Source organism: Streptomyces sp. NPDC003943, from assembly GCF_053605265.1.
The window spans coordinates 1-11,638 of the sequence record NZ_JBSGIW010000146.1; the positions used below are offsets into that span (position 1 = coordinate 1).

At 74.3% G+C, this 11,638-nt stretch carries 9 protein-coding genes; 4 read left to right on the forward strand and 5 right to left on the reverse strand.

The features are described 5' to 3' along the window. Window positions 1-276: 276 nt before the first annotated feature. The 3 genes from ACWEV0_RS34455 (at window position 277) to ACWEV0_RS34465 (ending at window position 2,639) form a co-directional block, all read left to right on the forward strand. Window positions 277-852: a helix-turn-helix domain-containing protein gene (locus ACWEV0_RS34455; protein ID WP_453153753.1), complete on the forward strand. Its 576-nt coding sequence runs from the start codon at window positions 277-279 to the stop codon at window positions 850-852. Window positions 853-964: 112 nt separating this feature from the next. Beyond that, window positions 965-1,549, forward strand: a complete 585-nt coding sequence (locus ACWEV0_RS34460) for a TerD family protein (RefSeq protein WP_453153754.1) — start codon at window positions 965-967, stop codon at window positions 1,547-1,549. Between the two features lie 337 nt (window positions 1,550-1,886). Beyond that, on the forward strand, window positions 1,887-2,639 hold the full coding sequence (locus tag ACWEV0_RS34465; protein ID WP_453153755.1) for a dienelactone hydrolase family protein: 753 nt from the start codon (window positions 1,887-1,889) through the stop codon (window positions 2,637-2,639). A 57-nt stretch (window positions 2,640-2,696) separates the two neighbouring features. Here ACWEV0_RS34465 and ACWEV0_RS34470 read toward each other — a convergent pair whose 3' ends face one another. The 5 genes from ACWEV0_RS34470 to ACWEV0_RS34490 all read right to left on the reverse strand — a co-directional run bounded on the left by ACWEV0_RS34470 (window position 2,697) and on the right by ACWEV0_RS34490 (window position 10,198). Next, entirely contained in the window at window positions 2,697-3,635 is a 939-nt protein-coding gene (locus tag ACWEV0_RS34470; RefSeq protein ID WP_453153756.1) for an acetoacetate decarboxylase family protein, read from the reverse strand. Continuing rightward, on the reverse strand, window positions 3,632-4,729 hold the full coding sequence (locus ACWEV0_RS34475) for an esterase/lipase family protein (protein ID WP_453153757.1): 1,098 nt from the start codon (window positions 4,727-4,729) through the stop codon (window positions 3,632-3,634). Before ACWEV0_RS34475 ends, ACWEV0_RS34470 begins: the two co-directional genes overlap by 4 nt. 5 nt (window positions 4,730-4,734) lie before the next feature. Then, the gene (locus tag ACWEV0_RS34480; protein ID WP_453153758.1) at window positions 4,735-6,600 is read right to left on the reverse strand and encodes a hypothetical protein; all 1,866 of its coding nucleotides are present in this window, start codon (window positions 6,598-6,600) and stop codon (window positions 4,735-4,737) included. Next, window positions 6,597-9,005, reverse strand: a complete 2,409-nt coding sequence (locus tag ACWEV0_RS34485) for a GMC family oxidoreductase (protein WP_453153759.1) — start codon at window positions 9,003-9,005, stop codon at window positions 6,597-6,599. The genes ACWEV0_RS34480 and ACWEV0_RS34485 overlap by 4 nt, the downstream gene beginning before the upstream one ends. A gap of 179 nt (window positions 9,006-9,184) precedes the next feature. Then, window positions 9,185-10,198, reverse strand: a complete 1,014-nt coding sequence (locus ACWEV0_RS34490) for a LysR substrate-binding domain-containing protein (protein ID WP_453153760.1) — start codon at window positions 10,196-10,198, stop codon at window positions 9,185-9,187. Between the two features lie 129 nt (window positions 10,199-10,327). Here ACWEV0_RS34490 and ACWEV0_RS34495 point away from each other — a divergent pair, with 129 nt between their 5' ends. Beyond that, window positions 10,328-11,518, forward strand: a complete 1,191-nt coding sequence (locus ACWEV0_RS34495) for a M6 family metalloprotease domain-containing protein (protein ID WP_453153761.1) — start codon at window positions 10,328-10,330, stop codon at window positions 11,516-11,518. Window positions 11,519-11,638: the final 120 nt, after the last annotated feature.

Genomic DNA, 11,638 nt, shown 5'->3' on the forward strand with positions numbered 1-11,638 from the left:
CTCCCCATCCCCCCCTCTCTCCCCTTCTGGCCGCCCCCCCCGCGCCGCCGCCCGCCACGGCCCGCCGACCCGCTCCCGCTTCCCGGAGCCCGCCGCTCCGGGAAGCGCCACCGAGGTGATCCGCACGTGTCCCGCCCGCCCCACCCCTCCCACCCCTCTCGCCCTCCCTTCTCGCCCGCCCAGGCCCGGGCCGCCCGCCTCCGCATCGGACTGACTCCCGAACAAGTCATCGCAGCCATCGCTCAGTTGGGGGTGCACCGCCCGGTAGAAGCCCTCATGTGCTGGGAGGCCGGGACGGTCGCGCCGTCGGAGGCCGAACTCTTCGCGCTGGCCGACGCCCTGTGGTGCCCCGTACCGGTGCTCATGGACCTGCGGCCCAGGTCTTTGCGGGAGCACCGCCTGGCCCGCCAGTTCAGCGCCGAGCGGCTGGCCCAGCGCGTCGGCATGGACGTGCGCGACTACGCCCGCGCCGAGAACGACCACCACTGGAACGGAACCGACCGGCAGACCCTCATGCTGGCGGACGCCCTCGGCCTCGAACCGGACGAACTGCTGCGCGTCATCGGCCGCGCCGGCGAGCTCGACGCGCTGCTCCGCCAGGCCGTCGAAGGCCGCTGGAAGCAGTTCACCGCCCCGCTCGCGCGCCTCGTCGGAGTACGGGAGCGAGCGGCGGTGGACGCGCTGCGCACCCTGCACCAGGAGTACGCCCGCTTCAACGAGCGCTACATGGGCCATCTCGTCGCCCGCAGCGACACCGCCCGGCTGAAGGAGATCGCCACGGAGCGGGCCGCGTGGCTGCACGGCCTCGCCGACCGCTTCCTCCACCTCGTCGGTCCCGACGAACGGCGCTAGGAGGCGTCCTGCCGCGATCACATCGTCATTTACCTCGTCCCGAGGGGGAACCGCCGAAGGGCTGGGCACACTCTGCGTGTCGTAGAGGCTTCGACAGAAGGATGACCCGCGCATGATCACGCTCACGAAGGAAGACGGCCCGGCGGACCTGGACGGAGTGACCCACCTGTCCATAGGGGTCTCCTGGGACCCCACCGGCGGCAGCGCCGGCGGAGTGCTGGGCAAGCTGCGCCGCAAGACCGGCACCGACCTCGACCTGATCGCCGTCGCCATGCAGGGCGCGGACCCGGTGCGGCTCGCGGGGCTCGACTCGCTCGACCCCATGGGCAACGGCTCGCTGGTCCACAGCGGCGACAACCAGACCGGTCACGGGGACGGCGACGACGAGACGATCACCGTCGAGTTCGCCCGTATCCCGTCCCACATCACGTCGATCGTGTTCGTCGCCGCCGCGTACAAGAAGGGCAGCTCCTTCCAGAAGGCGCGCAACATCAGCTTCAAGGTCTACGACGCGACCGGCGGCAGCTCCCAGCAGGTCGCCGACATCTGGCCCAGCCTGCTGACGCAGGACAACGGCTGCGCGGTGGCCAAGGCGATGCGGGTCGGCAGCGCGTGGAAGCTCGAAGTGATCAACGTGACGGGGAAGGTCAAGCAGGGCGACGAGCACGCCCTGATGCGTTTCGCGATCAGCAAGTAGGCGGCGCGGGCCGTGGTGGGAAAGCGGACGGGGGGCGGGGGCGCGGCCGTGTTCCCGGCCCCCCGTCACGCCCGACCGCTGTGCCGCACTCCCGCGGCTCGTTCGGGCAACGGGCCGTGCCCGGCTGCTGTTTCACCCTCGTCGTCCAGTGGACTAGGTTGGGGGTATGACTGCCGGGACGGCCTCGCGCCACACACGGATCGGTGACCCGGTGCTCCGCTGAGCGCCGTACGGGCCGCGGGCCCGCTGTCCGGTCGAGGGCCGCGCGCTGTCGCGCGGGCGCCGCCTCCTTCGCGTTGATGACGAGCTCGGCACATCGACGACGACAGGAGATCCCATGCCCACCAGGACGCTGCTGATTCCCACCGCGGACGGCCAGGCCGACGCGTTCGCCGCCTTTCCCGACGACGGCGAGCGGCACCCGGCGGTGCTGATGTACCCCGACGCCTTCGGCCTGCGGCCCGGACTGCGGGAGATGGCCCGCGAACTGGCCGGGCACGGCTACTACGTGCTCGTGCCCAACTTCTACTACCGGCAGGGCCCCGCACCGGTGGTCGAACTCCCCGAATACATCGGGAAGGAGAGCCGGCCGGCGCTCTTCGCCCAGCTGATGCCCCTGCTGGAAGAGCACGTCACCACCGAACGCTCCCTGCGCGACGCCGACGCCTACCTCACGTTCCTCGCCGCCCAGCCCGAGGTCGGCGCGGGACCGGTCGCCGTGACCGGCTACTGCATCGGCTCCCTCCTGGCGCTGCGCACCGCGGCGGCCCACCCGGACCGGGTGGCCGCCGTCGCCGGTTTCCACCCCGGCTTCCTGGTCACCGACGCGCCGGACAGCCCGCACCGCCTGGTGCCGACGCTCGCCGCCGAGGTCCATCTCGGCATCGCCGAGGGCGACATGACACCCGAGATCGCCGGTGAGCTGTACGAGGCCCTGGACGCCGCGGGGGCCGGCGACACCTGCGAGGTCTACCCCGGCACCGTCCACGGCTTCACCATGTCCGACACCGACGCCTTCAGCCCCTCCGGTGCGAAGCGCCACTGGGACCGCCTGCTCTCCCTCCTGGAGCGCACCCTGACCCACGCCTGAGCTCACGCCGCCGCGGGCGGATCGAGGCGGCCGCGGCGGAGTTCGGCCGGGCGCCGGTCACGGCCCGGCCCCCACGTCGAGGCGTGGGGGCTCGGGCCACTCCTGGGACTGGCCGAGGCCGACGATGCTGCCGAGACCTTCCCCGTACGTCCGGCCCGGCTCCGTGCCGGTGAGGAACCAGCACTCGAAGTGGTCGTCGAGGACGCCCAGCGCGCCGGTCAGGAAGACGGTGAACAGCGGGTCCTCCGCGATCCCCAGGCCGTGCAGCGCGGCGACCCGCGGCGCGTCGCCCACGACGAGCCGGGCGCGGGCCCTCCGGCCGACGGCGACGTCGGCCCGGCCGTCGAGGTAGACGGAGGACTTCATCAGCATCCCGCGGAACGCGCAGTAGTTGACGGCGCCCACCCGCAGCGGCAGCGCCGTCGCCGGCGGGCGGGCGATCTCGATGTACATCCCGAGCCGGCCGTCGACCTCGTACTGGCTGGAGACCGCCGTGTCCCCGACCTTGAAGTCCAGGCTCGCCCGGTGCTTCGGCATCCCCCAGATGCCCTTTCCGCCCTTGACGGAGACCTCGCTGCTCACCGGCAGGTCCACGACGTACTGCCCGGTGCGGAACGCACCGCGCAGCAGCCCCGGCAGCAGCGGCGGGGCGGGGCGCGGCCCGTGCGTGCAGGCGATCGCGATGGAGAACTCGATGTACCGCCCGATGTCCGTCCGCAGGTAGTCGACGACCGTGACGAGCAGCAGCCCCTTCCCGCCGGGGAGCGCCAGCGGGTGCAGTTCGTCGCCGGGCAGCAGCCGGGCGGCCGCCGCGCGGTCGACGGTGAAGCCGGCCATCAGGGCCGGCGTGTCGACCGAGTCCACGGGCAGCACGAACGGGATGTCGTCGACCAGGGCGTGCCGGCCGGCGAGCCGGCGCTGCCGCCGCGGCACCCGGGAGGGCACGGCCGAGAGCACCGGCCGGGCCAGGCGCAGAATCCCGTTCATACGGTTCATCGGGCGAGCTCCTCGAGGATCAGGGGGTACGTGTCGGTCGCCGCGTCACGGCCCAGGAACACGTCGAGGTGGCCGTAGCCGGGCAGCAGGTGCAGGCGGTCGTCGCGGCCGGGGCGGTGCCGGCTCAGGAAGTCGTAGGTGCGCTCCTGGCTCTCCGCGAGGAAGCAGCGGTTGTCCTCGCCGGCGAAGAGCGCGATCCGCGCGTCGGTCCGCGGCGCGCGGTCGGCGAAGGCCGGCGGCAGCGATTCGATGCCCTCGGTGGAGACCAGTTGCCCGGCCCGGATGCACCGGTTCATCTGGGCGAAGAAGGTCATCGGCACCTCGGCGAACTCGCCGCGGATCCAGTCGTGTGTGGCCTCGTCCAGGTTGGCGTGGGACCACAGGGCCGGCCAGCCGGCGCCGTACGTGAAACTGACCATGCGGCACACCGAGTTCCGGCACTCCGGATGGGTGGCGCGGACGAACGCCACGATCAGTCGGGACAGCGGGCCCGCCGGCCGGTCGCCCCAGGCCGGCGAGACGGCGGGCAGGAAGCGGCTCATCAGCGGCGCCAGCCGGGAGATCTTGAACACCGAGAGCCGGGGCACGACCGGGTGCAGCGACACCGCGTTGCTGACCACCGTCTCCACCTGGGGGAGCAGCCCGGCGGACAGCGCCATCATGAAGGACGTCGATCCCTGGCAGTGCACCACGGCCCTGAGCCGGTCCGCGCCCGTTGCCTCCAGGACGTGCGCCACCGCCGCCGGATGGTCGTACGCCGCCGCCTGGTCCAGCGTCCACGGCACCGGGTCCAGGTCGATCGACGCGCGCCAGTTCAGCAGCCACACGTCCCAGCCGTCGTCGATCAGGGCATCGACGAAGGTGCGCCGCAGCGGCGGCCGGAACAGCTCGGCCCGCACCCCGGCGCCGTGCACGACGAGCACCGGGCCGCGGGTGGACGGGCGGCGGCCCCGGACGTGGACGAGGGTCAGCGGCCGTCCGTCGAGCGCGGTCAGCGGCCGCACCTCGGTGACGTGATCGCGACGGGGCGGCGGCTCGTCCGCCGGGCCGTCGGTCGGCCGGGGCGGCGGGCTCGGTTCGGGTGTGGCGGTCATGGCGGTCACGCTCCCCGGGAGATCACGACGGGGTCCTCGATCAGGCGTACGGCCGGCGGGACGGCGGGCACCGGCCGCTTCCCGCCGTTCGGGGCCTCGCGCAGCTCCCAGTCGCGGCACACGGTGTCGAGGGCCAGCGGATAGAGGGTCAGGTCGCCGCCCGGTGCGATGCGCAGCCGCAGGAAGCCCTTGTGGTCCTCGACGGACTGACCGGACATCTGCCAGTCCGCGGCCTCGCCGCCCGTCGCGGAGAGCACCCACAGCGCGAACACCCCCGAGCCGAGCACCGCGCCCAGGACGGCCGCGACCGCCAGGCACACGAACAGCACCGCCCACCCGTCCCAGGACGCCGGGAACGGCAGGGAGACCGCCACGGCCAGCGCGACCAGCGCCACCAGGGCCTGACCGAGCGCCGCGACCGCCGGGCCCGACGGCGGCGCTGCCCGCCGCCGGCGCAGCAGCCGGTTGAGGAACCCGAGCGCCAGGAGCCCGGCGGCCACGGCCAGGCACACCGCGCCGAAGCCCCAGAAGTCGCCGAGACCGGCCCTGCGCACGGCGTCGACCGGCCGCAGCACCCCCCGCGACAGCGCGAACAGAAAGCTCGTCAGGAGGAAGAGCACCGCGTGCACGCCCGCGGCCAGCTTCGCGAAGCCGAGGTTGCGCCACGGCAGCCAGCGCCCCGACCACGGCACCGCGATGCGCCGGGCCAGCCGCCGGGACGCGGCCGCGTCCGGGTAGGTCCCGCCCATGCGGGCGTACGCCACCGGCGGAACGTCCTTGTCCCGCAGCCGCGAGCCGCGCGGCGGCAGGGGCAGCTCGGCGGGCAGCCGGTGGGTGGCCGCCAGGTAGGCGCCGCCGAGCCCGCAGGTCACCATCTGGCGCCGCCGCGGGTCCGGCGGCGGTGGCCCGGCGCCGGGCGGGTCGCCGGGCAGGCGTTCGGCGTAACGGGCGTAGTGGTGGCGGTCGCCGGTCAGCCACAGCCGGACCGAGGCGCCCGTCGGCACCGGCTTTCCGGTGTGCGGGTCGAGGCGGCTACGGACGAGGTTGCGGTCGAACCAGTGCAGGGCGTTGAAGGCGTCGACGTCCCGGTCGGCGCTCTTCAGCCAGGTCGGCTCGGCCGAGCAGATGATCACGCCGTCGCCCTCGCGCAGGTTCGCCGACAGGTGTTCCTCGAAGTAGCGCAGCTGCGGGTCGTCGAAGTACGAGCCCAGCTGGCTGTCCAGGCCGACCAGCCACCAGCGTTCCGGCAGCCGGACGCAGAAGTAGCTGCGGGCCTGCCGGGTCTGCCAGGCGCCGATCGGCCGGGTCTGCGTGAACATCCGCAGGAACGCGGTCAGCCCGTCGTACCAGTCGTGGTTCCCGGGCAGCGCGACCATCAGCGGCGGGTCGGCCGCCTCGGGCAGGGCGGGCAGGGCGGCCCGGTAGGGGCCCTTCATGCGGTCCTCGTATCCGGTGGCCGACGCCGTCGGGTAGACCTCGTCGCCGCCCAGGACCAGCAGCGAGCCGCGGGGGAGCCGGAGCGGCGCGGTGCCGGGCGCCGGGGACGCGGCCCCGGGCGCGGCGGTGGCGACGCCGAGCTCCTCCGCGGCGACGGCGAAGGCGACCGAGGCCGTCGCGTCGAAGCCGTCGCCGAGGTCGGCCACGTAGTCGATCCACAGCTCCCGCGCGTCCGGCCGCCCGAGCGGGGCCGCGAGGAGGTCCGCCTCCAGCACCTTCTGGAACTCCCGCTTGTCCGCGTAGCCGGCGAACACGTCCGCGAGGACGACCTTGACCGCGGTACGGGCCAGCTCGCCGGGGGCCAGCCAGCGCACCTGGTCCTGCGGTGTGAAGCCGAGTTCGTCGGCGTGCCGGCGCAGCTCGCGGGTCTTCACCGGCGCTCCCCGTCCGGGGCGACGCGGGAGCCGTACACGTCCCACAACTCGCCCAGGAACAGGCGTCCGAAGCTCGTGAGCGCCCGCGCGGGATGCGGCCCGGAGGCGCGGAACGAGGTCAGCTGCCGGGCGAAGTCGGCGGGCAGGATGACGATGACGCCGGCCGCGAGGACGGGCGCCCGGGCGTCCTCGCCCTCCGGAACGTGGCCGGCGAGCATCCGGACGTACAGGGTCGAGGTGTCGCTCCACACGTCGAGGCCCGGGTCGTCGTGGACGTCCTTGTGCCCGACGAGCGTGAGCGGACTTCCGCCGGGGTCGCGCAGGTGGAGCCGGTAGAGCATCCGGCGCCGGGACGGGTCGCCGTCACGGGTGAACAGGTTGAACCAGCCGGCCTCGACGGGCAGCCGGCCACCGAGCACGTCGCACTCGACGTGGCCGGCCGCGCCCGCCTGGTGGCGCGGGTCCGCCACGAACCGGTCGACGTCGTCCGCGGTGATCGTGAGCCGGAACATCAGGCGCTGGCCGCGCGCCCGGCCGAGCGCCCGCCCCTCCTCGGGGTCGGTGACGTCGAGCGCGACATAGCCCTTCATCTCCTCGGTGAAGGAGAGGCTGGTGGGCCGCTCGCCGTCCACCGCCGAGGCGATGGCGGCGGTCGCGGTCGTGGGCTCGGGGCTCGTCGCGGCGGCGTGCGGCGGGCGGGGCTGCTCCAGGATCCGGGTGCAGGCGCGGTCGGCACAGGCGGCGATGGTGAGCGACGGGTTGGCGCCCACCGGGCCGGGCAGGGCGGCGCCGTCGAGCACGTACAGGCCCGGGTGGCCGAACACCTCGCCGTAGGCGTCGCAGACCCCTTCGGCCGGGTGCCGGCCCATCGGTGCGCCGCCCAGCGGGTGCACGGTGATCACCCGGCGGCTCCACCACAGCGGGTTGTCGTGGAACTCGCCGCCGAGCGCCCCGGCCACGTCGGCCATGGTGCGCCGCACCCGCTCGAAGTAGGCGCGCGAGGTGAGGGTCGTCCAGTCGACGTCGAGGTAGCCGCGGCGCAGGCTCATCCGGCCGTCGGGGACGTCCCGCCCCATGCCCAGCAGCGGCAGCGAGGAGCCGGAGAAGACGGCGGGCCCGAGGAGCAGCGCGAGCGCGGCGCTGATGTTGCTCCGCGGTCCGCCGCCGAGCCGGGAGCGCAGCCGCTGCAGGACGAACCGTGCGGTGCGGCGCAGGTCGCCGGGGACCTGCGCGGCCTCGGCGAGCCAGTCCACGAAGGCCGGGTAGCCGGCGTCCTCGACGTAGTAGCCGCGGCCGGTCGAGCCGTCGTCGTCGAGTGCGTCGCCCACGCGGATGGCGCTGGTGATGACCGGTCCCGTGCTGCTCGCGAGCGTCCGCGGCCCGCTGCCCGCCGAGCCGCCGGTCGCCTTCAGGACCAGGCCGAGCAGGTCTCCGTTGCCGGAGAAGCGGTTGCCGAGGGCCGAACCGAGGCCGGGCAGCGCGGCACGGTTGCGCAGCAGCAGGAACGTCGAGCCGAACGCGCCGGCCGCGAGCACCAGGCGCCGGCAGCGGATGCGGTGCAGCGGCAGCCGTCCGGTGGGGGTGCGGTGACCTTCGCGGGCCGGGTCGTGGACCACGTACCGGACCTCGTACCCGCCGCCGGGGCGGGGCGCGAAGCCGCGTACCTCGCAGCGGGTGCGGATGTCGGCGCCGTGGTGGCGCGCGGCCGACAGGTAGGTGTGGTCCAGGGTGTTCTTGGCGCCGTAGTTGCAGCCGAGGTCGCACTCGCCGGTGAGCCGGCAGGTCTCGCGGGGCAGGCCGTGGAGGTTGCCGTACGCCGGCTCGGGCAGCGGCGCGCCGGGGACCGGGGCCCCGCCGTCCGCGGCGAAGGAGACGGCGAGCGGCGGCCGGGACACGTGCAGGCCCAGGCGGTCGGCGGCCTCCCGCATGGCCATGGTCTTCGGGGTGTCCCGGTACGGGTACGGCGTGGCGCCGAGCATCCGCTCGACCTCGGCGTAGTGCGGGTCGAGGTCCGCCCGGCTGATCGGCCAGTTCTCGTAACCACCGCCGGGCAGCGGCGACTCGTGGACGAACCACTTCTCGTCCTTGCGCAGCAGGACGTTGGCGTAGATGAGCGAGCCCCCGCCGAGGCCGCTGGAGACCACTCCTTCGAGCCCGCGGAAGGACCAGATGTCGAACAGTCCGTGCAGGCCCTCGCTGGGGTCCCAGAAGTTGCGGGCCATGGCCGCGGGAGTCCGGGCGAAACTGCCGGGCGGATACGGCTTGCCGCGCTCGAGCACGACGACGGACTGCCCGCCGGCGGCGAGCCGGTACGCGGCGACGGAACCGCCGAAGCCGGAACCGACCACGACGACGTCGGCCTCGTCGTCGGCTGTGCGTGCGCGGCGGCGCCGTTCGTGCGTCATCGGCGATCCCCTTACGGGCCCCCTACGGGCGACAGCGGGCATCCTGTCCTGGACCGGACGCTAGTGTCCGTCGCGCAACGGCACCAAGCGGACGGTGCGTCCGGGCGAAGCCAGGGGCCGGAGGCGCCCGTCCGGGCCGGTCGCGGTGCCCGCCGCCGTCCTGGTGTCGCCCTGTGGTCTCACTGGGGGCCATCAGCATCCAGCGGATGCCGGGCGCGCCACCGCGCGTACGCGGGGGCGGCGGCGCACGTCTCCTCGTAACCGGCGGTGAGCCGGCGCAGGATGGCGTCGCCGTGGCGCGCGAGCGGGCCGTCGCGGTGCCAGGCCAGCACGTGGCGGTACCAGAGCGGGCTTCCGGCCAGGGGGCGTACGGCGGTGCCCGGGACCTCGGCGAAGGTGGCCTGGCAGAGGCTGACCGCCAGACCCGCGCGGACCAGTTCGATCAGCGGGCGTCCCTCCGCCTCGTAAGGGGAGTACGGCTGCGCTCCGGTGCCGGGGTACGGGCGCGCCCCGGCAGGGGAGTCCGGGCGCCGCTCGGCCGCCGCGCACTCGGACGACCAGTACTCGCGGGTCCCGTCGCCGTCCGGCCGGGGCACCGCCCAGTCCTCGTCCAGGAGCGCGGCGAGCGGGACCTCGTCGAGGCGGGCCAGCGGATGAGCGGCCGGCAGCAGGGCGAAGACCGGTTCGGTGGCGAGGGGGTGGAGCACCACGCCGTCGCGGGGTGGCAGCCGCCGGCCGGGGTGGTCGCCGAGGATCGCCGCCTCCAGCCGGTCGGCCGCCAGCTCGTCGAGCAGCGTGACGGGGGAGTGCTGACAGCGCGCCGTCACCTCGGCCTCCGGCAGCAGCGCCTTGACGGCCAGGACCAGTCGGCCGAGCAGGGGCGCGCCGACCGAGCCGATGCGGATCCGGTCGCAGGCCGACATCCGGCGGGCCATCCGGGCGGTGTCGGCGATCAGGCCGTCGATGCCGGGGAGGACGGCGCGGGCCCGGTCGAGGACCAGCTCCCCGAAGGGCGTGGCGACGACCCCGGCCCGCCCCCGGTCGAACAGCACCCCGCCCAGCATGGCCTCGATGCGGCGCAGTTGGGCGCTGAGCCCGGGCTGGGTCGTCCCGAGAGCGGCGGCGGCGCGGGTGAGGCTGCGCGCCTCGGCGATCGCGCACAGCACGCGCAGATGGCGTACCTCCAGGTCCATGCGCGGATGTTATGGACCGGCGACAGCTTCCGGACACCCTCCCGCCCCTTCAAGCTATGTGAAATGTCACACGGCATACATCGCATGCGTCAACTGCGCATGCGTCAACTCGAAGAGAGGGACGGTCGCTTGAGAACACGTCTTCCCCGACGCGCCGCGCTCTGGGCACCCCTGCTCGCCACTCTGCTGCTGGTCCTGGCCGGCCTCCACCCGGCCCGCGCCGCCGCCACCACGGCCGACCCGGCCTCCGCCTGCGCCCTGCGCGGCACCACCGGCTGGACGGACGAGGGGCACGACACCGACTGGTCCGTCTTCCAGCGCCCCGCCGGGACCGTCCGGGTCGGCATGATCTTCGTCGACTTCCCCGACGCGCCGGCCACCGAAGCCCCCGCCGACGACGCGGCCCAGATCACACCGGGCGCCGACTGGCTGTGGAACGCCTCCTACGGAAAGGTCTGGCTCGCCATCAGCCAGCACCGCCAGTGGGTGCGGATGCCGCACGCCTCCACCGACTACGGCTTCGCGCGCGGCCTGACCTACGAGGCCCACGAGGCGTACATCAGGGACGCGGTCACGGCGGCGGATCCGTACGTCGACTTCTCCCGCTACGACATGGTGTACGTCGTCCCGACCCGGAACGCCTCGGCGATCTCCTTCACGCCCACCTACATCCACGACCCGGGGACCGCCGGCGTCCGCGCCGACGGCACGCTGCTGAAGTGGGCCGTGACCTTCGGGCAGGACATGTGGCACTGGGGGCCCAAGCTGGTCGCGCACGAGACCGGCCACACCTTCGGACTGCCCGACCTCTACGCCTTCACCGGCACCGACGTCCACCGCTACGTCGCCGGCTGGGACGTGATGGGGCTCATCAGCGGGCCCGGCTCCCAGTACTTCGCCTGGCAGTCCTGGAAGCTCGGCTGGATCACGGACGGCCAGGTCGTGTGCCGGGCCTCGGCGGGCAGCGACACCGTGCACCTGACGGCGGTCGAGTACGGCAGCGGCACCAAGGCAGCGGTCGTCCGCACGGGCCCCACCACCGCGTACGTCGTCGAGTCGCGGCGCGCGGTCCAGGCCGACGGCGGCGTCTGCTCGACCGGCGCGCTGGTCTACAAGGTCGACACCTCCGTCCAGACCGGCCAGGGCCCCGTGCAGGTCGTCGACGCGAAGCCGGACGCCACCCCGGCGGCCGGCTGCCGGCCGCTGGACGACGCTCCCTTCTGGACCGGCCAGTCCTTCACCGACGCGACGGCCGGAGTGCGTATCGAGGTGCTCGGCGCCGACGGGTACGGGGAGACCGTCCGCGTCACCAAGTGGTAGACGAGCAGGCACGGTCGTGGGGCGGGGGGGCGCCCGGCCCGCGGCGGCGGCGCGCCCGACACGGGGTCTCCCCCCCCGCCCCGCCCCGCCCCCCGCTGGTGGGCGGGGTGGTGGGGCGCG